This is a genomic window from Allobosea sp. BE125 (genome assembly GCF_031456075.1).
GTDB lineage: Bacteria > Pseudomonadota > Alphaproteobacteria > Rhizobiales > Beijerinckiaceae > Allobosea.
This window is the reverse complement of the sequence record NZ_JAVDTY010000003.1, coordinates 459,898-482,843: the sequence shown is the minus strand read 5'-3', so window position 1 is coordinate 482,843 and position 22,946 is coordinate 459,898. Positions and strand designations below refer to the sequence as shown.

The following is a 22,946-nucleotide window of genomic DNA, read 5'->3' as shown; positions in this document are numbered from 1 at the left end:
CAGCGCGCTGCGGAACCGGCTCACCGTCGAATGGTCCGGTGCGCCATCGCTCGCCGCAAGGCCGACAAAGCGCCGTATCGACAGAGAATCCCGCAGCAGGAACTCAAGCCGGGGATCCGACAGCCCGTACCATTGCTGGATCAGAAGCGCTTTCACCATCACAAGAGGCGGATAGCTCGGCCGCCCCTCCGACGCAGCGTAGAGCCCGCCCACCACCGCCTCCAGCTCGTCCCAGACGATCGCGCCATCGATCGCCTCAAGCTCCGCGTTCCGGCCCAGCCCCTCGGCCTCGATCATCGCGTCCAGAAAACTCGGCTGCCCTGAAACCCGGTGCATCGCGATCAATCCCCTTTATCCAAAGGGAATCACGACACTGCCGGTTATGCAAAGGTCTCCGAGGGGAGAAGGGAAGACATCGTCGCGCCGCCCAACCCGCTTGATCCCCGTCAGCCCGCCAGCTCCAGCCGGTAGCGCAATTTCGTCCGTTCGCCGCTGGCATGGCTGACATAGTCCTCCGGCACCGCGACGCTCTCGACCAGTACGCAGCCGAGCTTTTCAAGCGTGCGTCTTGAGGCGGAATTGTCGGGCGTCGTGGTGAACCAGAGCGCGTCGAGGCCATGGGCGCGCGCGGCCGGCACGAGCGCGCGGACCGCCTTTGCCGCGAGCCCGCGCCCGCGAAAACCGGGCTCGACGGAGAAGCCGATCTGTCCGGAGAGATGGGTCAGGAGATGCGTGACCGCCGGCCGCAGGCTGATCGTGCCCGCGACCATGCCCTCGACCAGCATGTCGAAGCGGAACGTGCGCACGCCCCAGGGCGAGGTCTCTGCCGGATAGACATGGCTGAGCCGCAAGCTGACGTCTTCGAAGGCGAGCTCGGAGAGAATGGCGTCATCCGCATCAACCGTCGGGCCTGGCCGGGTCATGAGCGGTCCTCCTCTCGCGGTGAAGCCTCCCAGGCCCGCCCGCGCTTATCGCGTCGCGACGAAGAACAGGCGCGGGAAGGGCAGGAGCACGCTGCCATCCGGCAAGGCCGGGTAGGCTTGCGCGATCACAGCCGTGTAGCGTTCGAGGAAGCCCTCCCGCTGCGCCGCGTCGAGCGGATCGAGGAAGGGGCGCAACGCCGTGCCCTTGAACCATTCGACGATCGCCGGCGGACCGCCCGCCAGGGGATGGTGATAGGTGGTGCGCCAGATGTCGACCCCGGAAGCGCTCTCGCACAGGAGGCGATAGTACCAGTCGGCGCTCTGGCGGGTGCCGCGCGCCTTGGAGGCGTGCACCAGCGCCGCGGCCCAGGGGCCGTCGGCTGCCGTCTCGCGCATCAGGATATGGGCCGGCTCATCCAAATTGTCGGGCATCTGCACCGCAAGGCAGCCGCCGTTCTTCAGCTTGGCGATGAGCGCCGGCAGCAGCGCGCGATGGTCCGGAACCCATTGCAGCGCGGCATTAGACAAGATCACGTCGAACGGACCCGGATTCTCCCAGCTTGCGATGTCGGCGATCTCGAAGCCGGTGCCAGGCATGCGCTTGCGGGCGGCCTCGATCATGTCGGGCGAGGAATCCATGCCGATGACCGTAGCTTCAGGGAAGCGCTGCTTGAGCAGTTCCGTCGAATTGCCGGGACCGCAGCCGATATCGGCCGCGGATGCGACATCGTCGCCTTGAAGCTGGGCGAGCAGGTCCCGGATCGGGCGGTTCCGTTCGGCTTCGAACTTGCTGTATTGCGTGGCGGACCAGCTCATCTGCATCTCCATGGCCGCATCTTGCGGCCGCATCGGATCGGGTTCGGGCGTCAGCGCGAACGGCGCGGAGGTTACGCCCGCGCCCCCAGGCGTTCCAGTCCGGATGGCGCGGACCTGCCAAGCGCTGTCACCGCCAAGCGCCGTCCACTGCCAAGCTCTGTCCACCGCAATGTCCAAAGGGCAGGGCGCGCAGCGATGGCGCTTGCGTCCACGCAAGGCGGGCCATAGGCATGAACTCCGAGCAAGGCTGGGCTTCGAGCAAGGCTGGGCTTCGAGTAGGGCTGGGCTCCGAGCAAGGCCGTGAGGTGGAACGAGATGTGGAAGCGCCTGCACCCGATGGGGGTGCTTCTCGTCTCTTGCCTGACGGCGGGGCCGCTTGCCGCCGAGCCGGCGCAGGGCTGGGCGCTATGGGTCGTCAAGCCGGACAGGCCAGGCCATCTCGAAAGCTGCGCCTCGCTCAGGACGGTTTCCGCGCTCTCTGCCTCCACCATGCTGCCGGGCGGTCGCACGCCCTTGCGGCTCGAACAGCCGCTCTCGATTCGTTGGCAGGGCGGCTATCTGGCGCAACCGGGCCGGCAAGGCGAGCACGCGGCTGAGCGCTGGAACGCCTTCGATTCCTGCTTCCTTTTGAGCGTGCGCGGCGCGGTCGTCGCGGCCGGAGCCGTGCTTCGGCAGGAATCGGCCAGGCTGCTCAGGTTCGACACGCTGGTGATCCAGAGCGACAAGGCCGGAGCGCCGCTCAGCCTCTCGCTGCTGCCGGCCTTTCCGGCCGAGATCGCGCAGCCGGTCTCTGCGGCCTGGAGCCAGGCGCTGACCCCGCTCAGCACGGCCTCGGCTCCCACCCTGCGATGAGGCGTTTCGTGATCGGGCGGGGAGCGCTGTTGCTGGGCGTCGTCGCCCTGCTGTTCCAATCGATCGGGGCTGTTCAGGCGACCGGGACCAGGAAGGTCGGCCCCTTCACGGTAATCACCAACGACAAACCCGATGGTCGCAAGGATGTCGCCGCGATCGTCTCCGGGCCGGGCGCGCCCTTCGGCCTGGCCATCCGCTGCATCGATGCGACCCTGTCGGTCGCGCTCGTGCCGCTCCGGGATGAGGGGCTGTTCGGCACTAGCGGCCGCACGGCTGCCGTGTCCGTCCAGCCCACTGGGCGTGCGCCAACCGAGATGGCCGGCCGTGTCACCGAGGATCGCGCGTTCCATCTGGCGGCGCCCGCGCCCATGCTCGGACTGGTGCTGGCGACGGAGAACATGGCGGTCTCGGTGCCCGATGCTGCTGGGGCAGCCGCCGAGGCGCGCTTCGATCTGCGCCTCGCCGAGCGGGCGCTGGTCGATCTCGTCGGGAATTGCGCGGCAAGGTGATGGCGCGATTGCGGGCCTCTTCCCCCCGCGCGCCGAACCCCCTAAACCAGCGCCACGCTCTGCGCCCGAGTTTCGCCGCAGAAAGCCGCCACATCCGCGCCTGCGGGCGCCAACTAAAGCCAACGGAACCAGATCCATGTCGCTCGTCGATTCCGTCCGCAAGGTGATCGTGCCCATCCACAAGGAGGGCTATGTCTTCATCGCCATTGGCCTTGTGGCGACGATCGTGCTCGCCAATCTCTGGTCGCCCTTCGGCTGGATCGGCGCGATCATCACGATCTGGATCTGTTATTTCTTCCGCGATCCGGTCCGGATCACGCCGCAGCGCGAGGGGCTGGTGATCTCGCCGGCCGATGGTCGCGTCAGCCAGATCGCCTCGGCCCTGCCGCCGCCGGAGCTGAACCTGCCGGCCGAACCGATGACGCGCGTCTCCATCTTCATGAATGTCTTCGACTGCCATGTGAACCGCGCTCCCGTCCCGGGCCGCATCGTCAAGATGGCCTATACGCCGGGCCTCTTCCTCAATGCCGAGCTCGACAAGGCCAGCGACGATAACGAGCGCAACGCGCTCGCCATCGAGACGCCGGCCGGCATCATCGGCGTCGTCCAGATCGCCGGGCTGATCGCGCGCCGCATCGTGCCCTTCGTCAAGGAGGGCGATTCGATCGCCACCGGCGAGCGCTTCGGCCTGATCCGCTTCGGTTCGCGCGTCGACGTCTATCTGCCCACAAGCGTGATCCCGCTGGTCGGAGAGGGCCAGACCGCGATCGCCGGCGAGACGGTGCTGGCCGATATGAGCGGCAACGAGGCGGTGAAGCGGACGTTCCGGGGGATTTGAGGCTCTTCCCTTCTCCCCTCGCGGGAGTCTTTCCTTCTCCCCTTGCGGGAGAAGGTGGCGCGCAGCGCCGGATGAGGGGGCGCCGTGCCCTGTCCGGTTGGCGTCATGTTCGGCCAGATGGTGAGCTCACAGCGCCCCCTCATCCGTCTCGGCTTCGCCGAGCCACCTTCTCCCGAAAGGGGAGAAGGGAAGAAACCTCCCGCCTAGCCTCCGCCTGCAAAACCGCGTATTCCCGCTCGCATGAGCGACCTGTTTCCCCCCTTCGAGCCCGAGCGCGTCGAATCCAAGCGCGCCCGTTTCAAGCCGATCCCGTTCCGGCTGATCGCGCCCAATGTCGTGACGCTGCTGGCCTTGTGCCTGGGCCTCACCGCGATGCGCATGGTCGTCGAGGGCAAGCTCGAGATCGCGACCGTCTGCATCCTGATCGCAGCCGCGCTCGACGGTGTCGACGGGCGCCTGGCGCGCATGCTGAAGGGCACCTCACGCTTCGGCGCGGAGCTCGATTCGCTCTCCGACTTCGTCAATTTCGGCGTCGCCACCGGCTATGTGCTGTGGATCTTCGTGCTGCACGATCTGAAATCCTTCGGCTGGATCATCGTGCTGACGCTGGCCTGCGCCATGGCGCTGAGGCTCGCGCGCTTCAACGTGATGATCGACGATCCCAACCGGCCCGACTGGCAGAAGAACTTCTTCGTCGGCATGCCGGCGCCAGCCGGCGCGATCACCGCCATGCTGCCGCTCTATCTGCAGTTCATCGGCCTGCCGGTGGCGGAATATGGCGCGCCATTCGTCGGTCTCTACATCCTGTTCATCGCCTTCCTGACGATCTCGCGCATCCCCTGCTATGCCGGCAAGACGCTGGGCACGCGCGTGCCGCGTGACAAGGTGCTGCCGATCTTCGTGGCGGTCGTCGTCGTGGCGGGACTGCTCTTCGCCTATCCCTTCGAGATGCTGGCGCTGATCGTGGTCGCCTATCTGGCGCTGCTTCCGCTCAGCGTGGCGCGCTACCGCAAGCTCGAGCGCCAGCATGCGGCTTTGCCCGCTGGGCCGGCCGTTGCGGCGGACGTGCCGGCTGACGGCGTCTGAAGCGTCATCCCGCACGCGCTGCGGCACGAAGTGCTGCTGCGCAGATGCGGGACCGTCATCAAGAAAAAGCACGTATTGCGGCGCGCTCAGGAAGAGGCGCCCTCAGGTCGCGCGGTCCCGTGTCTGCGCCGCAGCACTGCGTGCCGCAGCGCGCACGGGATGACGGCCCTCAGCGCTTGCGGGCGCGGCCCGTGAGCCTGCTCGCATTGGCGCGGGTGCGCTTGGCAAAGGGCTCCAGCGAGCTGTTGGCGACCTTGGCAGCGGCCTCGGCGAAATCGACCTGAGCCAGCGGGTTGAGCGCAAAACCCCACCAGAACATCGCGGCGGCTTGAGATGCGGCAAGCCCGCTCTCCATCACCGCCGAGACCTTTTCGCTGACGGCCTTGGCCGCCTCGCGCTGGCCATGGCTGTCGCCGAAGGCGCCCTTCAGCAGGATCGGCATGCGCATGGCGATAGTCAGCCCGGCATCGGCCTGCATCGTCAGCACCTTCGTGGCGAGCGCCTGCGCTTCCACCCCCGCTTTTGTCACGGCGGACGGATGCTTGCTCGATATTGCCATAAGGGAGTGACTCCGGAACGCGGGACGCGCAGCCCGCTTGGTCGCGTAGTGTGGTGCGTTACGCGCCATTGTGCAATGCGGCATGGCCCGTATTGCCGCCTATAATATGCGCATGGTGTATGGCCGGAGCGAAATGTGCCCGGCCGCTTGCGCCCAATGCATTGCGCCGGCGACGGATTTATCCGCCGCGAAAAATGCTCTAGAGCCTATGCGACAAGCGCGCCGCCCGTCGCGTGCCCTCAATTCGTCGAGCCGCCTTGTGAGCTTCTTCGCCTCTCCCAAACATCCCGGCTGGCGGCCCATGCTGGTTCTGGCCTCGGCTTCGCCGCGCCGACTCGCGCTGCTGGAGCAGGCCGGCCTCAAGCCCGACGCGCTGCTGCCGGCCGATCTCGACGAGACCCCGCTCAAGGGCGAGCGCCCGCGCGATCTCTCGCGCCGGCTCGCTCGGCAAAAGGCGGAAGCGGCGCGCGAGGGCGCCAAGAGCAGGGCCGATCTCGAAGGCTGCTACATCGTCGCCGCCGACACCGTGGTCGCGGTCGGCCGGCGCATCCTGCCCAAGGCCGAGATCGTCGACGAGGCGGCCGCCTGCCTGCGCCTGCTCTCGGGCCGCGCGCACCGGGTCTATACCGGGGTCGCGGTGGTTGCGCCCAACGGCACGATCCGCGACCGCATCGTCGAGACGCGCCTGCGCTTCAAGCGGCTCACCAACGAGGATCTGGAGATGTATCTCGCCTCGGGCGAATGGCGCGGCAAGGCCGGCGGCTATGCCATCCAGGGCATCGCCGGCTCCTTCGTCATCAAGCTTGTGGGCTCCTATACCGGCGTCGTCGGCCTGCCGCTCTACGAGACGGTCAATCTGCTCGGCGGCGAGGGTTTTCCGATCCGCTTCGGCTGGATGAATGTGGGGTAGGGGGCTCGTGGTGGCCCCTCTCAGGCCTTTGAATGGCCTGCATTCGGGATAGCGTCGGGACCAGAATCGCAACGCGCAGGCCGAGTGCTGTGAGGCGTCTTGACAAGTTGCGGTTGTACCGGAACAAATCGGACTGCGCTTGTAGCTCAAGGGGTAGAGCAGCCGCCTTTATGAAGCCTTGGCTTTCTCAGAGCGGATGATGCGCGTTCGAAACGCGCCGACGCACCAGCATTTGGAAACGGAATGACGCTTTACCTCGCGCGCAGCCGGCCAAGAAGCGCGTTCAAGAACCTGCTCGGCAACGCCAATCACCTCATTATCACCGCGTTGGTTGGGCTCGATGCTGTTGAGCGGGGTGTTGTGCAAGAAGTGCCTGAAGATTTGCGGACTGCTTGGTCTCCGAAGGACATAGTCAGCTCAGCTAAGCGAAGCCGACGATTGATCTTAGATATGGCGTTGATCAGAGCGATCGACGCAGTCGATGTGTATCTTCGTGAGGCCGTGCGCAAACCTGCGCTCATTCAGTCAGCGGATTTCCGCAGAGATCTAGACGCTGCACGTTTAAGCATTTTCGGAAAACTGCAGGCTGTTGAGCGCAACTGTACAAACCTCGATAGCCTCCCGTTGGCAATAATATTCTTGATGGTCGCGTGGCGGAACCGCAGCGCCCATTCGGAGGCTGATCGTGATGCGCCACAGCATCATCTCGATGTGCTGCGATCTAGGGCTAAGGAGCTCGCGGATCGATTCCGGGGCCTTGACGCTGAGATGCTTCTCGGTGGGTATGACGCGGTGCGGCCGACGACGTTCAAAGAGGTCGCATCATTGATTAATGCTGCTCACCACCTTGTGGCAGAGATCGACACGCGACTTTTGGCCTCCCTCGATGTCGAGCGCTTTCTAAAGGACGTCGTCTGGGCGTCGCTAGGCGATAGCCAAAAACCGAAAGAACTGATCGAGCAAACTAGAAAGCGCCGTGCCGTCAGCGTTTGGGGTAAAGATCCGAGCGACCGAGGTAGCGCTGTTTCGCGGCTTCTCAACCAGCAAGGATTTTCGACAGTAGCAGCCAAAAAACTTGCCGGAGTAGAGGTCCCTGTAGAACTCTTCACCAAGCTCCAAGAGCAAACGCCCAAATCAATTCTAATTTGGGCGCATTACTCGGACTAGGTGCCATTGGCCGCGCAACCCGGTCTCACAGCCCACACCCGCCCTTGCACCCCGCCCCATAACGCCCGATCCTGCCTCTTGTAAGCGCGCCGGCCTGACAAGGCGCGCCTCCAGGAGGATTGCGCATGACGGGACGTCTCAGGGGCAAGGTCGCGATCGTGGCCGGCGCGGGCTCGATCGGGCCGGGCTGGGGTAACGGCAAGGCGACGGCGACGATCTTCGCCCGCGAGGGCGCGAAAGTGATCTGCGCCGACATCAACCGCGATGCCGCCGAGGAAACCGCCGCCATCATCCAGAACGAGGGCGGCCAGGCCTTTGCCCTGCAGACCGATGTGACCAAGGCCGATGCGGTCGCCGATCTCGTCGCGCGCGCGCTCGGCCGCTATGGCCGCATCGACATCCTCGACAACAATGTCGGCATCGCCGAGGTCGGCAGCGTCGTCGATCTGCCCGAGGAGGTCTGGGACCGCGTCTTCAAGGTCAACCTCACCGGCGCCTTCCTGGCGATGAAGCATGTCATCCCGGTGATGCAGCGCCAGTTCGAGGAGAGCGGCGAGGGCGGCTCGATCATCAACATCTCGTCGATCGCCTCGATCCGCCATACCGGCGTGCCCTATGCCAGCTATTCCGCCACCAAGGCGGCGCTGAACCAGCTCACCCGCACCACGGCCGCGCAGTTCGCGCCCCAGAAGATCCGCGTCAACGCGATCCTGCCCGGCTTGATGAAGACGCCGATGGTCGAGCATTCCGCCGGCCTCGCCCAGGTCTATGGCGACGGCGACATCGACGCGATGTGGGCGGCGCGCGACGCGCAGGTGCCGATGGGCCATATGGGCGAGGCCTGGGACGTGGCCTACGCCGCGCTGTTTCTCGCCAGCGACGAAGCGCGCTATGTCACCGGCCTCGAACTCGTCGTCGATGGAGGAATCACGCTCAAATATGGCTGACAATGAAAACGCCGCGCCGCCCGCCGCCAAACCCTGCCCGATCTGCGGCAAGCCGCGGGTCGCCCAGTACAAGCCTTTCTGCTCGCCCCGCTGCGCCGATATCGACCTCGGCCGCTGGCTCAAGGGCAGCTATGTGATTCCAGGCGCGCCCGTCGACGAGGCCGAGGCCGACAAGCCCGCACGCGAGCGCGACGACGAGGATTGAGCGGGTTTGGCGGGAAAGCCGCCGCAAACGTGGCCGGAAAGCGCCTTGTCGCAATAGCGATGGAAAGCTTGCGCAAGCGACTGGACAGCCGCGAGCCCGGCCATTATACCGCCTCCACCAACAGGGACGGGCGCTTGCCCATCTCCGGCGCCCAGATAGCTCAGTTGGTAGAGCATGCGACTGAAAATCGCAGTGTCGCTGGTTCGATTCCAGCTCTGGGCACCATTCCCCCTCTAAGGGGTTGATCAGCAAGCAGAGCCCGCTGGATCGAGAACTTGCAGCGCCCGAGTGATACAAACGGGTGCCGTAGCTGTTTTTTCGATGGCTCGTCCGCACTAGCATCCCAAGACAGGCGTCTACTGCTTTCGCAAAGCGGTGCCGAAGGACCTTCAGATCCCCGGCAGGTCACTTAGTGAGACCTGCAGGAAAGGCGAGGGGGCCACGGGGGAATGAGGGGGCGGCTGGAGAAAGGTAGGCTTTCAGATTTTTGCAGCTGATTATCCGGACGTCCCCTGAATCTGGCCTAGGCTGTCCCGTGCAAAGTCCAATACCATCCGGGCGATGAACCCTGGGGGCTACGTTGAAGTTAAACGAACTAAAGGGGCAAACCGCCCATCTCACCAATCTGAGCAATATCAACGTGATCATGGGCCGGAACGGCGCGGGAAAGAGCCGTTTCCTACGCGATATCGAGGGCGTAGCTAGCGGGAATAGCCAGCTCTTTTATGTGCGGTACGTCAGCCCGGAGCGTGCCGGGTCGTTCAAACGCGACGGCAACGTTCTCACAAACATGAGCCGTGACCCCAACTGGTTGCGCTCAATTCGGGCAGTAAATCAAGCGTCCAACTTCAAAGAAGCATCGGCGATGCTGTTCCGCGAAGCGGAAACACTTTACCTACGTCGCCTCGCCAACACGCCTGAAATACGGGAGGATCTGAATCGAAACTTCGACGCAGACCGACTTAGCAAGGTCAATGCGCTTCTTACTAATATTTCGTTAGAGATGGGGAACATCGATTTTGAGTTCCGCTCCCTCGCCGACGGCCAGATAATAAGTCCAGACGCAATCAGCAGCGGCGAATCCGAAGCTGTCGCCCTGGCAACCGAGATTCTCTATTTCTTCGACACGATAGACCCGACAAAATTCAACCTACTGCTACTCGACGAGCCAGACGTCCACCTTCACCCAGACCTTCAGGCAAGGCTCGGTAAGCTGATAATCGCCATGCTCGACGAGTTCAAAAACGATTTGGACAGCATCGCTGTATGCCTCTCCACACATAGCAGTCCGCTCGTATGTTCTCTTGCTGATTCGCAATATGTGTCGATAGGCACCAAGAGTTTTGGAGTCGATAGGGTCGAGCTCAAACCGACAGGAGCTGAGCTTCGCAAGATTGCCCCGTTCTTCGGCCATCCCCTTTCGCTCTCACTGAGTGAAGATGCAGCGCTTATCCTCGAAGGCGAGGATGACGAACGCGTATGGCAACAGGCTGCAAGAACCTCGAAGGGGCGGATCAAGGTTTTTCCCGTACTCGCCGGCAGCGTCGACCAGCAAGGCGAACTAGAGACCTTCTGCATCGATTTGCTCGATACGCTCTACGACAATCCAGTCGCATTTTCCCTTCGCGACGGTGATGGCATTCTTGATGCGCTCGAACATCGTCCGCCGATCAAGCGTTACCGCCTGCAATGCTATGCGATCGAAAATGTCCTAGTGACTGATCCGTGCCTTGCCGCGATGGGTTCGACTTGGGAAGGCTTTGTAGCTGCAGCGTTGACATGGGTCGGCGACAATCCAGAGCATCGGGACGCCGCACTCGTTAATGAGCTTGCTAGGTCGAAAGACCGGATGCGGCACAGCAAGATTAAGAACATCCGTCTGCTCGTTTGTGCCGTACTTGGGTGTAAGAAACCTTGGGAGGTAGTTGCGGGTCAGGCGATTGGCGCACTAACAAGCGAGGAACTGTCAAAATCGAACATGTTGATTGATTTTCTTGGCACGGGAATGGTCAGCGAGATCGTTTTTAGGCGTGGTGCATAACAAGGGCACGCCTGGGGGCATTGGAAATATCAAGTGCCGACACAGGTCGGGCCAATGCGGTTCCCAGATGCGGAATGCAAACGCCGATACATGGGCGCAACTGATCACCGTCGGGGATCGACAAGTGCCACAAGGCGGCGATAGGGAAGTTGCTCTGTCGGGCCTTCTGCTTCGTTGATTTTATTGCGTTTTTCTCGCTGAGCGGCCGGTCTAGCTCTGGGCACCGCTCTTCTCTCCACAGACTTCCATGAGCCTTCAAAAAGCCCCGAGAAATCGGCGGTCTTGAGCTTCTTTGTGCCTCGGGGCGGCGCACCGCGGAATATGCAGGGTGCTGTGCGATGAGTGAGGTCGAGGATGTATCCGCTATTGGGGAACACCAGTCGAGCCCAGGCCTCTATCTTTCACTGCAGCGAGCAGAAGGTCAGCCATCTCTGAAGCTTCTCGATCGTCGAGGAGTGTCATCATGCCTGGCCCCTCTGTTGGGGTTAGGATTACGCATGTGCGGCTTCCTGCAGGGAATTGGGCCTGGGCCACATGCCATCGCGGAGCCATTTGAAATTGCCCCTTCTCCGTCTCAAGCGCTATTGGCGCTAGGCGCTGTTGGGCAAAAGCCGCGAGGGCTGCTTCGCGCGTAGGGCGGTGCTCAACGTGCTGATCAATTCATTTGTCTAGCTTCGCTAGGAGTTCTGGAGCGAGCGTGACGGTGATTGTTTCGCTCAACTGGAACACTCCGATCAGCTAACCTGAAGCTTCGGAATCGACGAAATGTCGACCTCGCGCTCCTCATACTAGGCATCGTAGGCGGCCTGCGCCCAATTCTCAGTTATTCGGGTTCCTACGGGCGCAGCTTCTGGAGCTCCTTGAGCGCATCATGGTGCAGTGAGCGGCCGTAAATCCACGCGCCGATGCCCGCAAAGGTTATGAAAGCCGCCTTCAGGGCATTGATTTTATCGCGCCTGGTGCGAAGCTCGGCGCTCGCGGCGACAAGAGCGCTGGTGAGTTTGCTTAGGCTCATCGGCGGGGCCTCTCAATTTCTTGATTGCCCAGATAGCGCCGTGCGCCGTTGGCGTGTTCATCAACAACTCTAGCGAGCCGTGCGGCAGCGGCCCATTCCTCGGCAGCGGCCGAGGTGTCGGCGACGGCCTTGGGAATTTTGGCCTTCAACTGGGCGATGCGTGCCAGGTTCTCGGGTTTCGGGACGTACTTGTGAATGCTCACATGCTCGGCTCTGCGCTCATCCTCCTCAGCCGCTGCGATCTCGGACCGCAAAGCGTGCTCGGCGTCGCGCGCGAACAGTGCCGCGACGTGCGCGCTAGCGGGCGCGGAAACGATGCGGTCGACGCGGTCTCGATCGATTGCGAAGGTTCGTCGGGTCATACGGGCGCCCTTTCTTTAAGGCGAGCGTCGACGGCGGCAACGATCGCAGCCGCATCGACGACAAGATTGACGGATGGTTCGGAGGGCTCATCAACAAGAAGCCGCGGACCGTTCGCCAAGTCAGCGAGCAAATATTGCGCGTGGGCTTCTGCATGTGGCCGGCTCGAGAACTCATCGACCAGGCGCGCCGCGAGCCTAATGCGCAGGCCCGCTTTCGACAGAGCGGTTGCGCCGGCGAGTCGGTAGATACTTTCTCGGCTGAATTCGCGGCTGACCCCGGCACTGGTCGTGTCAATGTCGCCGGGTGAGAGCGCGAAGACGCCGCGGTCGATCAATTCGATCAAACGACGATGGCTGATTCCGGCGGCGTACGCGGCATCAGCCGATCGCCACCTTTCGGTGTGAGAGTCCATATCGTTTCCAATGGTTGGTAATGCGGAATTGGCGAGGTCAAAGAAAAGCCCGCCGACCCCGGAGGGTGGCGGGCTGGATGCGAAGCGGCGCGAGGCCGTCGCGGTACCGGCGGGGCCGGATTCGGGAGCGCCGGATCGGCGCGAATTTCGCTACTAAATGTATTATGGCACATCAGGTCCGGCAGGCCCGGATCACACCCGGCGCGACTATGACAATCGATGTCACACGAGCAGGTGGAGATCAGCGGCATCTATATGGCTGTGGGCGCCGATTTTGGCGGGAATGCCGACTAAACCACAATAGCACGTGGGTACGTCCGGCCCCGGGTCACGGCGCCAGCGCCTCGGTAGTCAGCGGCATGAAGGCCGGCGTACCGACTCTGTTACGGTCGACGGGAGTGCGCTAGCAGCTACCGTGACAACTCGCGCCAATCAGTCTTTGGATATGATTCGCGCACGAGCGAAAAAAACGAATGATCTGTTCAGTATCCGGTAGCTTGGTGACCACCAAATGCCGTGCCATTTCCGATTTTTCCCGATCTTTTTGTTTGCTATTCAGAGTATCCCAATTTGAAAGAAAATCACTGTCTACAACAATCGGGTTCAATGCAGATATCGATGGAATATCGTCGAAACATCTATGCGCGAAGACACACTCCTTTGGATGTTTTATGAAGCCTGCCCACCGTCTTATATTATCGTCATCTCTAGTGGGTTCGTATGGAATATTCCCAGAAAATCGGACAGCCGCCATTATATTCTCGCGAAGCAAATCGAGCATAACTATCAAAACTGCAGATAATTCATTGCATGCAACGTTCGATCTCGGTAGTGCCAAAATTCGCGATATTGACGCGATTATATCAGCTATATTGCACGCTACGGGATTATGATCAACAAGGCCATGAATTTCCTCATGATTAGAGTTCAGTACGGGGTCCGAGTTAGAGCTTTCATATAATTGACAGGACAAAGGTTCGCCGTCAGCGTCATTTAATTCGCCATTGAAGTTTTTTAGAAGCTCTTTAAAGTCGTTAAGCGAGTAAGACATAGACCATCCTTGCATTTTTTAATGCTGCCGGCGTCCTAAGGGTGGCTACTCTTGCTAGCTACCCCGGCCTCATAAGCCGCCTTGGATCGGAAGCCCGTAATTCCACATAGTCAGTCGATCGCGCCGCGTTGCCCGATAAATGCTCCAATGCCGCGGAAACCTCCCCGTCGATCGCTGCCTTGATCAGTTCCGCCGACGGCATCCCGGCCAGTCCGGCGCTACCCTTGATCCGATCGACACCAGCCGTTCGCGGACGAACTCGACGCAGTTGTGCTTGGTAGCACGACCTCCAACAGGTAGCTTCAATCCCTCGTCGCATCGGCGGGTAAGCGACAAGGGAACGATAGATGCAAATATCCTACGCTCGAGAGAAGTTGCACAGCGCTGTCACCGGAATGGCTGTCAGCGCGAACAGCATCGAGCGCCGTGTCTGCGATGCCTACATCTACGACCTAATTCACATTCGGCCGGCTGGCTTGCCTCCTGAGATGTCGGCGGAATTGACTGAGATCGCAGCAGTGATGTCGACAAGACAAGCTTTCGGCGACAAAGGAGGCGCATGGGCCTCCTGCTCAAAGCTGTCCGACGATGACGACTGCGATGTGGCCCGCAAGATTGTCGACCTTTGGGAGCGGGTCGACTCGTCGGACCCAATGCGCACCTGGAATTGAGATAGCGAAGGGGCCGACGGCTTATTTAGTCCGCCGCCATAGGGTGTCCGCAGTGGGGACATTTGGTTGTTACCGTGCGGGCACCCGCGGGCACCATAGGTAACACTTTGGCTCGTTCTGGTAACGGTGTGATGTTGCCGCCATGATTCGAGATGAAAGAGTCAGTTTTGGCGGTGTTAACACTGCCGTCTTTGTTAAAAATGATCAGTCCGCGCTGCTTACAGGCCGTGATTGTCTTTCACGAGACGCCGCGATGGGCTGCATATTCGGCTTGAGAAGCCATTTGTGTTACCTTTTGTAGCGGTTGTTACCCACTTTTTAGTAGGGACACCTGCGGACGGCCGGGGGTCTTGCGTCCGATACTTGCGATTTATAGTCAAACGGTCCCTTGATGGGGGGTATGCCTCGGCATGGCGTCGTGCCGGGTCAGCGCGGGCCGTGGGTGTGCTGCCGCGACGAGGCGTCTAATACGGTGACCGGGAGGGCTGGCGGCCGTCAGGCCGGAGCCTGGGGACCGCGTCGGTCTTGCCCCGGAATCTGAAGGGGGCTCATTTCATTTGAACTTCCGTTAGGCTACCAACCGTCCATGAACACAGACAGCGCGATCAGTTTCCTATCCGCGACATGCGTGTGGCTAAAGGAGTTCGTTCAGTCTCCCATACTACTTGAGTATGCAAAGATCGCAGCTGACGTAGTGAAATCTGTCGCGTGGCCGGGAGCGATGATTCTGATCATGCTACTTTTCAAGCGCGAGATCAGACCGTTGATTGATCGGATCGTCAGGGTTGGGCCGGGCGGTGTGGAGCTAGGTCCACGTTCTGCCGAAAAGCAAGGCGAAGCGAAAGTCTCCGAACCGGACACCCTAGAACAACCGCATAATGGTCCTCTTAGAGAGCTGCCGGGAAGGTCGCGAAGCGTCGCCCAGGCTGATCTTGAAATAAAACTCCAACAATCTCTCCAAGACCTCATAAAAGACGGCAAATTGTCGCCCGAATCGCAGGTCGATCTCCTGATTAATGAGCTTGCCGGAACAAGGCTAACCGCGCTTTTCGACCGTCTCTATTCATTTATATTTGGCAGTCAGATTCGAGGCTTGATTCACCTGAACCAGTTTGGCTCTGCTGAGTTGGAAGAAGTAAAGGCGCTGTATGATAAATCAAAGGCCGCCGACCCGGCCTTTTATGGTGAATATTCGTTTGAAGGCTGGTTTGGGTTCCTGCGGGACAGTGGCCTCATTCAGATTGATGGCGCCAAAATAGCTCTCACGCCGCTGGGGCAGGACTTCGTTCGCTACCTGACGACGACCGGAAAGATTTTAGACAAGCGCGGATAGCAAGCGCTGCTATTCGCGCCCTAAGCTCTTATTATTTCCGGAGCACCGTCCGAGCGTGACATGACACACCCGTTCCAAGGAACGCGGTGTCACTGTCACGGTGTCACGGTCGGTTTTGTGCCGGTTGTGACACTGTGACTGTCACGCATGTCACGGTGTCACGGTCTGATGTCACGCTCGCACCCAAACCCATTGTCCGCTTTCGCGGATCAATTCGGCTGTCAGAAGAGCCTTCTTATAGCGATGGAACCGCTGGCGTTTGGTGGCAGCGTCCGTGTCTCTGTAATCCGCGTAACATCGTTCGCGCCACACATCTTCGCTGACCACCATAGCGCCATCGGAAAAGGCAGGATCAGGCGGCATCGCGCCGTCGGCCTCGATTGCGTCCACTAGGTGACCGAGTGCTACGTCGCGTCCGCTCGGCTTGGCCGGCGGAACGTCTTTGACGGCGCCGAAGATATTGCCCGGCTTGGCTGCGACAACGGCCATTACGGTTGGCACGGCTCGTCCCTTCGTATCGACAAGACGGGGTGCGCTGACGGTCTTCAGGTCGAACCACAGCGGCTCGAAATCCGGCCCGCGGTGCTTTCCCTGCAAATGGAGTTTGGCGAGGTGCCCCATCTTGGTTAGCGTTAGGTTGCCGTCGACCTCGGCAATGAATGCACCGCCGCCGCGAGGCTGGAGGTTCGTCGCTTCGGCATTCTTGGTGGGATGACACGGCACGAACACAACCGGCCGGCCGGGGAGCGTGGTAAGGCTGCGCATGGTCCGTGCGTGCTGCCCGAGCGCGTTATTGCTGTTCTCGTCATCGCCAAGGAAATACGCGGCCGACGTGTCGACTACGATCATATCGACGCTGCCAAGCGTCTCGACGTCAGCACGAATGCGCGCCATCAATCCCGCGATATCGAACGAGCCTGGCACAAAGTGGACGTCGACCGAGTCGATGTCGAACCCGATGTGATGCGACATTGCTATCCATCGCGTGCGGACATCATCTGGGTTTTCACCGGCCAGTTAGAGCACACGACCCTTGCGGACCTCGTGGTCGCCCAGCGTGCCTCCTAGCGCCGTCAACGCGGCGATCAGGAGCATGACCGCGGTCTTTCCCGTGCCGGTCATGGCGGTCACCGAGTAGATGAACCCAGCCTGGGCGACATGATCGACGTGATAGTCGGGAGGTACGAAACCAGCGACAAAATCGCGGCTCGACACGATGCCGGGGTAGACTGGAGCGTTGTCGTTCGCGGCCTTGGGTGCGGCACGGCGCAGATCCGTAGTCGATTTGAGGCCGAAAATCTTGGCGGCGTTGTCTGGACGATTGTCGCGAAGTGCCTTTAGCAAGGCCATGCTCGTGGATTTGCGCGCCTCTCGAGCAGACTGCGCCGCCGCTAACTCCGCGTCGGGCACGATTCGCAGAGGCGGCGTGCGTGGATCGTCGAGCATGCGCACTATGCGTTCAGCCCGCAATTCGGACTCGGCAACGTCATCTAGTTCAGGCGCAACGGTGTTGATCGGCATGAAGCCCCCTGAAAGCCGCGGAGGCGGCCTGGTTGATCTGACGGTAGAGGGATGGCGCGAGGTTCACGACGCGGACACCATCGCGGGCTGGTGAGGCGGAAATGAAGGTTCCGTCCGGTCGGAGCCGGAGTCGAAAGCCGGTCAGTTTCATGTTGGGTAACTGAACGGAGAATCGAGCAACGGCGCGCGACTGTTCGCCGCCACCCGGATCAGGCAACAGGGTAAAATCGGAAATCTGCATGGGATGGCCCTTCGGCCATGAGCCCGCGTTGTCCGAGACGCGTCGGGATAGGAGGTGGTCGGATGGGGGAGGGCGCCGGTTCGATTCCGCGAAGGGGAACCGCACCGGTAGTGGGATGGCGCCAATAGAAAGCCTAATAACGATGCGAGAAAATCGAACGTCCCACTTTGGCGTAAGTCATTGTGAACCCTTTGGTTCGTCGATTCCAGCTCTGGGCACCATTTCCCCCTTAAGGGGTTGATCAATAAGCAAAGCCGCTGGATCAAGAACTTGCAGGCACCCGAGTGATACAAGCGGGTGCCACATGGTTCTTTCGATGGCTGCGTCCGTACAAGCCCTCCAAGGCTGGCGTCTATTGGCTTCGTAAGGCCGGTCCCGCTCGGCTAGCCCAGATGGCCCCGCCGGCCTTCACGCGGTGGTAACCATATAAGCCCATGTCTCTCCACAGCCTTTGCTGAGAGACATCCAATGCTGAGCCGCCGATCGTTTAACCTGTTCACCCTGTCCGTTGGCGCTACCGGCCTGGCAGGCTGTGGGAGCGGCAGCATCGTTGCCCTTCCCGACATGTCGGTGGGGAAGCCGCGCGCTCGGACCCGTACGCTGGCGCGCCCGAACTATGCCGAGGTCTACACCGCCTATCCAGGCGAGCGCTTTCCGGTTCCTGCCGTCAACTCCGGCGAGATTGATCCGGAGTATCTGCGCCAGACCGTCGAGCTCAACCGGGATCATGCTCCGGGATCGATCGTCGTCGACCCTGCATCCTACCATCTCTATTTCGTTGAATCGCCGGGGATCGCGACCCGTTACGGGGTTGGTGTCGGCCGCGAGGGTTTCGGTTGGTCCGGCGCGGCGAAGATCAATATGAAGCGCGACTGGCCGGACTGGGTGCCGCCTCATGAAATGGTCGAACGCGATCCGGAAATCAAAGCCAAGCTCGAAAGGACACCCCGAGGCCTCGGCGTGCTCGGCGGCCCGAAAAGCCCGCTGGGCGCGCGCGCCATGTATCTGTTCGATGCAAGCGGCGATCTCGGTTACCGCATTCATGGAACGCTTGAACCCTATACAGTGGGCACCAACGTGTCGTCCGGCTGCGTTCGGATGATAAACCAGGACATCATTCATTTGTATGCGCGGGTGTCGCTGGGCACACCTGTAACCGTGTTGCCTGCATGAACGCGGCGGACGATCGGGGCACATGGGAGCGCTCGGGCAAGCGAGCGCCTGGCCTGCGGTGCAAAGAGGGCTCTGGGCGGTAGAGGCTGCGGGGAGGAGCTCGTCGCGGGCGCCACATGGTCTTCGCAGCCGCAGGCGGTCGCGCTTCGGAATGCGTTTGAGGTGCGCAAACAGCATCTCGGCCGTCTTGCGCGCACTATGCCGGAATCTTGCCGTGCAGCTTGATCTCCTTCAGCACCAGATTGGTGCGCACATGGGCGATGCCCGGCAGGCGGAAGAGAAACTGCTCGAGAAAGACGTTGTAGTCGTCCTTGTCGCGGCAGACGACGCGCAAGTGATAGTCCGCCTCGCCGGTGGTCGAAAAACATTCCACCACTTCGGGCTGTTGGGCGATGCGCGCGATGAAATTGGAGACGTGATCGGCTTCGTGGCGCAGCAACGTCACATGCACGATCGCGCTGAAGCCAAACCCCGCCCTCTCGGCGTCGACGATCGCCATGTAGCCGGCGATCACGCCGGCCTCCTCCAGCGCCCGCACCCGGCGCCAGCAAGCGGACGCGGACATGCCGGCCTGATCAGCCAGATCCTGATTGGAGACGCGCGCATCCGACTGCAGGATCTGCAGCAGCCTGCTGTCCTGGGCGCTGAGCTCGATCTTCGTCATTCTGGAAATTTCCACCGATATCGCGGCAATTTCCGGTAGGATAAACCGAATTAAAGGCAAAAACTACAAAGTTAGGCAGGATTTTCCAGGGAATTCCGGTTGAATCGACCGCAACAATGATATGCGGGAGGTTTCGCTCATGGCTTACGATGTCCCGGTTGGCGACTACGCGCTAGGCGACCGTTACGCGAAGAGCTCCGGCCGCGTCTTCATGACCGGAACGCAGGCGCTGGTGCGCATCGCGCTCGACCAGGCGCGGCGCGACAAGGCCAGGGGCCTCGATACGGCCGGCTTCATTTCCGGCTATCGCGGCTCGCCGCTCGGCGGTGTCGATCTGGAGCTGTGGCGCGCCAAGGACCTGATCGCACAGCACAACATCGCGTTCCTGCCGGCGGTGAACGAGGACCTTGCCGCGACCGCCGTGCTCGGCTCGCAGCAGGTCGAGACGAACCCCGACAAGCAGGTCGAGGGCGTGTTTGCGATGTGGTACGGCAAGGGTCCGGGCGTCGACCGCGCCGGCGACGCGCTGAAGCACGGCAACGCCTATGGCTCCTCGCCACATGGGGGCGTTCTCGTCGTGGCGGGCGACGATCATGGCTGCGTCTCGTCATCCATGCCGCATCAGTCCGACGTCGCCTTCATGGCCTGGTTCATGCCGACGCTGAATCCGGCCTCGATCGGCGAATACCTGGCTTTCGGCGAATATGGCTACGCGCTGTCGCGCTATTGCGGCATGTGGGTCGGCTTCAAGGCGATCTCGGAAACCGTCGAAAGCGGCCAATCGGTCGAGATTCCGCCGCCGCGCGATTTCAACGAGCCCGCCTACACGCCGCCTGCAACCGGCCTGCATTATCGCTGGCCCGATCTGCCCGGTCCACAGATCGAGGAGCGGATGGAGGCCAAGAAGATGGCCGTGTTCGCCTTCGCCGAGGCCAATCCGATCGACCGCCGCATCTATGACATTCCCGACGCCAGTTTCGGCATCGTCACCACCGGCAAAGGCCATCTCGACCTGATGGAGGCGCTGCGCCTGCTCGGCGTCGATGAGGCGGCCTGCCGAGAACGCGGGATCGACATCTACAAGGTCGGGATGGTCTGGCCGCTGGCGCGCCGCGATGCGCTCGATTTCGTGCGCGGCAAGACCGAGATCCTCGTCGTCGAGGAAAAGCGCGGCATCATCGAAAGTCAGCTCAAGGAGTATTTCTACGACTATCCCGGCCACAAGCCCCACGCCATGGTCGGCAAGCGCGACGAGGACGGCAACCGGCTGATCTCCTGGATCGGCGAATTGTCGCCGATCATGCTGGCGCCGATCGTCGCGCGGCGCCTGGACGCGCTGTTTCCCGATCTGCGCCTGTCCGAGCGGGCGGCGAGCCTGATGCCCGAAGCCGACCGCCTCATCCAGGTGCCGGGCGCGACGCGCACGCCCTATTTCTGCTCGGGCTGCCCCCACAACAGCTCGACCAAGGTGCCGGAAGGCTCCAAGGCGCTGGCGGGCATCGGCTGCCATTTCATGGCGAGCTGGATGGACCGCGAGACGACCTCGCTGATCCAGATGGGGGGCGAGGGCGTGAACTGGGCGGCCTCGTCGCTGTTCACCGGCAAGGGACACATCTTCCAGAATCTCGGCGAGGGGACCTATTACCATTCCGGGTCGATGGCGATCCGCCAGGCGATCGCGGCCAAAGCCAACATCACCTACAAGATCCTCTACAACGACGCCGTGGCGATGACCGGGGGCCAGCCGGTCGACGGGCCGATCAGCGTGCAGGCGATCGCGCAGGAGGTCCGCGCCGAAGGTGTCGAGCGTCTCGCGCTGGTGTCGGACCAGCCCGAGAAATTCTCAAGCCGCGACCTGCCCGCCGGCATCACCATTCATCACCGCCGCGAGCTCGACGCCGTGCAGCGCGAGCTGCGCAACGTGAAGGGCGTCTCCGTGCTGATCTATGAACAGGCCTGCGCCACCGAAAAGCGCCGCCGCCGCAAGCGCGGCACGATGGAGGACCCAAAGCGCTTCGCCTACATCAACGATCTCGTCTGCGAAGGCTGCGGCGATTGTTCGGTCGAGTCGAATTGCCTGAGCGTCGAGCCGAAGGAGACGCCGTTCGGGCGCAAGCGCAAGATCAACCTGTCGAACTGCAACAAGGATTTCTCCTGCCTGAACGGCTTCTGCCCGAGCTTCGTCACGGTCGAAGGCGCCACGCGGCGCAAGAAAACCGTGCTGGAGGTCGATTTCGTGGCCCGCGCCGCCGTCCTCCCGGCGCCGGCGCCGGCGTCGCTCGACAAGCCGTTCGACCTTCTGGTCACCGGCGTCGGCGGCACCGGCGTCGTCACGATCGGCGCGCTGATCTCGATGGCGGCCCATCTCGAGGGCAAGGGCAGTTCGGTGCTCGATTTCACCGGCTTCGCGCAGAAGTTCGGGCCGGTCCTGTCCTTCATCCGCCTGGCCGGCACGCCATCGGCCATCAACCAGGTCCGGATCGACAACGGCGCCGCCGACGCCCTGATCGGCTGCGACATCGTCGTGTCCTCCTCGCCGAAGGCGTCGGCGACCTATCGGCGCGGCATGCGAGCGGTCGTCAATCTTGCCGAGATGCCGACCGGCGACGTCGTCCGCTTCCGCGATGCCGATCTCGCCTCGCGCCGCCGGCTGCGTGAAATCGAGACCGTGGCGGGAGCCGGAAACGTCAGCGCTTTCGATGCCAACGCCATGGCGGAAAAGCTTTTCGGCGATGCCGTCTTCGCCAATGTCATCATGCTGGGGCATGCCTGGCAGCAAGGGCTGGTGCCGGTCTCGCATGCGGCGCTCGACCGCGCCATCGCGCTCAACGGGGTCGCGGTCGAGAAGAACCGGCAGGCGTTCGCGGCGGGGCGTCTGGCCTGCGCCGATCCGGACTTCAATGGCAGGGAGGAAGCGGTCGGGCCCGAGTCGCTCGACGAGGTGATCGCGCGCCGCGCCGAATTTCTCGTCGGCTATCAGGACGAGGCGTGGTCGCGACGCTACCGCGACGCCGTCGAGCGTGTCCGGGTTGCGGAGGCGCCCTTCAACTCCACCGCACTGACCGAGGCGGTGGCGCGCTCGCTCTTCAAGCTGATGTCGTACAAGGACGAATATGAGGTCGCGCGCCTGCACATGCAGAGCGGGTTTCTCGACGAGCTGAAGCGCGAGTTCGAAGGCGACTTCTCCGTGAACTACCACCTCGCGCCGCCTCTGCTCGCGAGCGGCAGGGATGCCCGGGGCCGGCCGCTCAAGCGCCAGTTCGGCCAATGGATCCAGACGCCGCTGCAGGTGCTGGCTCGCTTCAAGCGGCTGCGGGGCACCGCCTTCGACGTCTTCGGCTATACCGCCGAGCGCAGGATGGAGCGGGGCCTGATCGGCTGGTACGAAGGTATCGTCGCGCAGTTGCTGGAGCGCCTGCCGCAGCAGGGGCCGGCGGGGGCAGCCGAGATCGCCACTGCGCCGATGGACATCCGCGGCTATGGCCCGGTCAAGGACAAGGCGGTCGAGCAGGTGAAGGCGCGTGTGAGCGAGTTGCTCGCCCGGCCGATGCCGCCAGCCGAGAACGACGGGATTCGCCGGGTTGCCGGGGGATAGTGCTCGCCCCGCCACATTCGGGCGGCGGCCCTAGCACGGGCCCATGATGGGGCT

At 62.2% G+C, this 22,946-nt stretch carries 23 protein-coding genes and 2 tRNA genes; 15 read left to right on the top strand and 10 right to left on the bottom strand.

Going from position 1 to position 22,946, the window contains the following annotated elements; translation table 11 throughout:
• From J2Y55_RS10785 to tam, 3 genes are all read right to left on the bottom strand, one after another.
• Positions 1-336 (bottom strand): transposase (locus tag J2Y55_RS10785; protein ID WP_310152057.1); only part of this gene is annotated, 336 nt, incomplete at its 3' end.
• A gap of 110 nt (positions 337-446) precedes the next feature.
• A complete protein-coding gene (locus J2Y55_RS10780; RefSeq protein ID WP_310151998.1) occupies positions 447-923 on the bottom strand; it encodes a GNAT family N-acetyltransferase in 477 nt (158 codons plus the stop codon).
• Positions 924-968: 45 nt separating this feature from the next.
• On the bottom strand, positions 969-1,745 hold the full coding sequence (gene tam, locus J2Y55_RS10775) for a trans-aconitate 2-methyltransferase (RefSeq protein ID WP_404978883.1): 777 nt from the start codon (positions 1,743-1,745) through the stop codon (positions 969-971).
• 294 nt (positions 1,746-2,039) lie between these two features.
• Between tam and J2Y55_RS10770 the strand changes: the two genes are divergently transcribed.
• The 4 genes from J2Y55_RS10770 (at position 2,040) to J2Y55_RS10755 (ending at position 5,024) form a co-directional block, all read left to right on the top strand.
• On the top strand, positions 2,040-2,591 hold the full coding sequence (locus J2Y55_RS10770) for a hypothetical protein (protein WP_310151994.1): 552 nt from the start codon (positions 2,040-2,042) through the stop codon (positions 2,589-2,591).
• 8 nt (positions 2,592-2,599) lie between these two features.
• Positions 2,600-3,100, top strand: coding sequence for a hypothetical protein (locus J2Y55_RS10765; protein ID WP_310151991.1), 501 nt, complete (start codon positions 2,600-2,602; stop codon positions 3,098-3,100).
• A gap of 100 nt (positions 3,101-3,200) precedes the next feature.
• Complete coding sequence (locus J2Y55_RS10760; protein ID WP_310152054.1) at positions 3,201-3,938, top strand: phosphatidylserine decarboxylase; 738 nt, start codon at positions 3,201-3,203, stop codon at positions 3,936-3,938.
• Between the two features lie 240 nt (positions 3,939-4,178).
• Positions 4,179-5,024, top strand: a complete 846-nt coding sequence (locus J2Y55_RS10755; RefSeq protein WP_310151988.1) for a CDP-alcohol phosphatidyltransferase family protein — start codon at positions 4,179-4,181, stop codon at positions 5,022-5,024.
• 169 nt (positions 5,025-5,193) lie between these two features.
• Here the strand turns inward: J2Y55_RS10755 and J2Y55_RS10750 are convergent, their stop codons facing one another.
• A complete protein-coding gene (locus tag J2Y55_RS10750) occupies positions 5,194-5,553 on the bottom strand; it encodes a hypothetical protein (RefSeq protein WP_139221316.1) in 360 nt (119 codons plus the stop codon).
• A 331-nt stretch (positions 5,554-5,884) separates the two neighbouring features.
• Here J2Y55_RS10750 and J2Y55_RS10745 point away from each other — a divergent pair, with 331 nt between their 5' ends.
• From J2Y55_RS10745 to J2Y55_RS10715, 7 genes are all read left to right on the top strand, one after another.
• On the top strand, positions 5,885-6,493 hold the full coding sequence (locus J2Y55_RS10745; protein ID WP_310151983.1) for a Maf-like protein: 609 nt from the start codon (positions 5,885-5,887) through the stop codon (positions 6,491-6,493).
• Positions 6,494-6,628: 135 nt separating this feature from the next.
• Positions 6,629-6,721, top strand: a tRNA-OTHER gene (locus J2Y55_RS10740).
• A gap of 15 nt (positions 6,722-6,736) precedes the next feature.
• The gene (locus tag J2Y55_RS10735) at positions 6,737-7,660 is read left to right on the top strand and encodes a hypothetical protein (protein ID WP_310151979.1); all 924 of its coding nucleotides are present in this window, start codon (positions 6,737-6,739) and stop codon (positions 7,658-7,660) included.
• Between the two features lie 125 nt (positions 7,661-7,785).
• Complete coding sequence (locus tag J2Y55_RS10730) at positions 7,786-8,607, top strand: SDR family NAD(P)-dependent oxidoreductase (RefSeq protein ID WP_310151976.1); 822 nt, start codon at positions 7,786-7,788, stop codon at positions 8,605-8,607.
• Positions 8,600-8,812 carry a DNA gyrase inhibitor YacG gene (yacG, locus tag J2Y55_RS10725; protein WP_310151973.1) on the top strand — a complete coding sequence of 71 codons (213 nt, stop codon included), beginning with the start codon at positions 8,600-8,602 and terminating at the stop codon, positions 8,810-8,812. The genes J2Y55_RS10730 and yacG overlap by 8 nt, the downstream gene beginning before the upstream one ends.
• Positions 8,813-8,961: 149 nt before the next feature.
• A tRNA-Phe gene (locus J2Y55_RS10720) sits at positions 8,962-9,037 on the top strand.
• Between the two features lie 355 nt (positions 9,038-9,392).
• Positions 9,393-10,853 carry an AAA family ATPase gene (locus J2Y55_RS10715; protein ID WP_310151970.1) on the top strand — a complete coding sequence of 487 codons (1,461 nt, stop codon included), beginning with the start codon at positions 9,393-9,395 and terminating at the stop codon, positions 10,851-10,853.
• Between the two features lie 1,011 nt (positions 10,854-11,864).
• On the opposite strand, the gene J2Y55_RS10710 is transcribed toward J2Y55_RS10715, so the two are convergent.
• Together J2Y55_RS10710 and J2Y55_RS10705 are read right to left on the bottom strand one after the other, a co-directional pair.
• Complete coding sequence (locus J2Y55_RS10710) at positions 11,865-12,230, bottom strand: hypothetical protein (protein WP_310151966.1); 366 nt, start codon at positions 12,228-12,230, stop codon at positions 11,865-11,867.
• A complete protein-coding gene (locus J2Y55_RS10705; protein WP_310151963.1) occupies positions 12,227-12,643 on the bottom strand; it encodes a hypothetical protein in 417 nt (138 codons plus the stop codon). Before J2Y55_RS10705 ends, J2Y55_RS10710 begins: the two co-directional genes overlap by 4 nt.
• 1,398 nt (positions 12,644-14,041) lie before the next feature.
• On the opposite strand from J2Y55_RS10705, the gene J2Y55_RS10700 reads away from it, so the two are divergent.
• Both J2Y55_RS10700 and J2Y55_RS10695 read left to right on the top strand, forming a co-directional pair.
• Positions 14,042-14,365, top strand: coding sequence for a hypothetical protein (locus tag J2Y55_RS10700; protein WP_310151961.1), 324 nt, complete (start codon positions 14,042-14,044; stop codon positions 14,363-14,365).
• Positions 14,366-14,951: 586 nt separating this feature from the next.
• Positions 14,952-15,698: a hypothetical protein gene (locus J2Y55_RS10695; RefSeq protein WP_310151958.1), complete on the top strand. Its 747-nt coding sequence runs from the start codon at positions 14,952-14,954 to the stop codon at positions 15,696-15,698.
• Between the two features lie 171 nt (positions 15,699-15,869).
• Here J2Y55_RS10695 and J2Y55_RS10690 read toward each other — a convergent pair whose 3' ends face one another.
• The 3 genes from J2Y55_RS10690 to J2Y55_RS10680 are packed head-to-tail and all read right to left on the bottom strand — an operon-like array spanning position 15,870 to position 17,460.
• Positions 15,870-16,670, bottom strand: a complete 801-nt coding sequence (locus J2Y55_RS10690) for an AAA family ATPase (protein ID WP_310151955.1) — start codon at positions 16,668-16,670, stop codon at positions 15,870-15,872.
• Positions 16,671-16,715: 45 nt separating this feature from the next.
• Positions 16,716-17,219 (bottom strand): hypothetical protein, encoded by a 504-nt coding sequence (locus tag J2Y55_RS10685; RefSeq protein WP_310151952.1) that lies wholly within the window; start codon positions 17,217-17,219, stop codon positions 16,716-16,718.
• Positions 17,194-17,460, bottom strand: a complete 267-nt coding sequence (locus tag J2Y55_RS10680; protein WP_310151950.1) for a hypothetical protein — start codon at positions 17,458-17,460, stop codon at positions 17,194-17,196. The genes J2Y55_RS10685 and J2Y55_RS10680 overlap by 26 nt, the downstream gene beginning before the upstream one ends.
• A 468-nt stretch (positions 17,461-17,928) precedes the next feature.
• On the opposite strand from J2Y55_RS10680, the gene J2Y55_RS10675 reads away from it, so the two are divergent.
• On the top strand, positions 17,929-18,633 hold the full coding sequence (locus J2Y55_RS10675; protein WP_310151948.1) for a L,D-transpeptidase: 705 nt from the start codon (positions 17,929-17,931) through the stop codon (positions 18,631-18,633).
• Positions 18,634-18,829: 196 nt separating this feature from the next.
• Here J2Y55_RS10675 and J2Y55_RS10670 read toward each other — a convergent pair whose 3' ends face one another.
• Complete coding sequence (locus tag J2Y55_RS10670; RefSeq protein ID WP_310151945.1) at positions 18,830-19,297, bottom strand: Lrp/AsnC family transcriptional regulator; 468 nt, start codon at positions 19,295-19,297, stop codon at positions 18,830-18,832.
• 139 nt (positions 19,298-19,436) lie between these two features.
• On the opposite strand from J2Y55_RS10670, the gene J2Y55_RS10665 reads away from it, so the two are divergent.
• Positions 19,437-22,892 carry an indolepyruvate ferredoxin oxidoreductase family protein gene (locus J2Y55_RS10665; protein ID WP_310151942.1) on the top strand — a complete coding sequence of 1,152 codons (3,456 nt, stop codon included), beginning with the start codon at positions 19,437-19,439 and terminating at the stop codon, positions 22,890-22,892.
• Positions 22,893-22,946: the final 54 nt, after the last annotated feature.

Coding starts and splice junctions, on each gene's coding strand:
- J2Y55_RS10695 (WP_310151958.1), top strand. CDS start 14,952: ATGAACACAGACAGCGCGATCAGTTTCCTATCCGCGACATGCGTGTGG.
- J2Y55_RS10755 (WP_310151988.1), top strand. CDS start 4,179: ATGAGCGACCTGTTTCCCCCCTTCGAGCCCGAGCGCGTCGAATCCAAG.
- J2Y55_RS10665 (WP_310151942.1), top strand. CDS start 19,437: ATGGCTTACGATGTCCCGGTTGGCGACTACGCGCTAGGCGACCGTTAC.
- tam (WP_404978883.1), bottom strand. CDS start 1,745: ATGCAGATGAGCTGGTCCGCCACGCAATACAGCAAGTTCGAAGCCGAA.
- J2Y55_RS10680 (WP_310151950.1), bottom strand. CDS start 17,460: ATGCAGATTTCCGATTTTACCCTGTTGCCTGATCCGGGTGGCGGCGAA.
- J2Y55_RS10675 (WP_310151948.1), top strand. CDS start 17,929: ATGCTGAGCCGCCGATCGTTTAACCTGTTCACCCTGTCCGTTGGCGCT.
- J2Y55_RS10745 (WP_310151983.1), top strand. CDS start 5,885: ATGCTGGTTCTGGCCTCGGCTTCGCCGCGCCGACTCGCGCTGCTGGAG.
- yacG (WP_310151973.1), top strand. CDS start 8,600: ATGGCTGACAATGAAAACGCCGCGCCGCCCGCCGCCAAACCCTGCCCG.
- J2Y55_RS10780 (WP_310151998.1), bottom strand. CDS start 923: ATGACCCGGCCAGGCCCGACGGTTGATGCGGATGACGCCATTCTCTCC.
- J2Y55_RS10700 (WP_310151961.1), top strand. CDS start 14,042: ATGCAAATATCCTACGCTCGAGAGAAGTTGCACAGCGCTGTCACCGGA.
- J2Y55_RS10670 (WP_310151945.1), bottom strand. CDS start 19,297: ATGACGAAGATCGAGCTCAGCGCCCAGGACAGCAGGCTGCTGCAGATC.
- J2Y55_RS10710 (WP_310151966.1), bottom strand. CDS start 12,230: ATGACCCGACGAACCTTCGCAATCGATCGAGACCGCGTCGACCGCATC.
- J2Y55_RS10730 (WP_310151976.1), top strand. CDS start 7,786: ATGACGGGACGTCTCAGGGGCAAGGTCGCGATCGTGGCCGGCGCGGGC.
- J2Y55_RS10735 (WP_310151979.1), top strand. CDS start 6,737: ATGACGCTTTACCTCGCGCGCAGCCGGCCAAGAAGCGCGTTCAAGAAC.
- J2Y55_RS10705 (WP_310151963.1), bottom strand. CDS start 12,643: ATGGACTCTCACACCGAAAGGTGGCGATCGGCTGATGCCGCGTACGCC.
- J2Y55_RS10685 (WP_310151952.1), bottom strand. CDS start 17,219: ATGCCGATCAACACCGTTGCGCCTGAACTAGATGACGTTGCCGAGTCC.
- J2Y55_RS10690 (WP_310151955.1), bottom strand. CDS start 16,670: ATGTCGCATCACATCGGGTTCGACATCGACTCGGTCGACGTCCACTTT.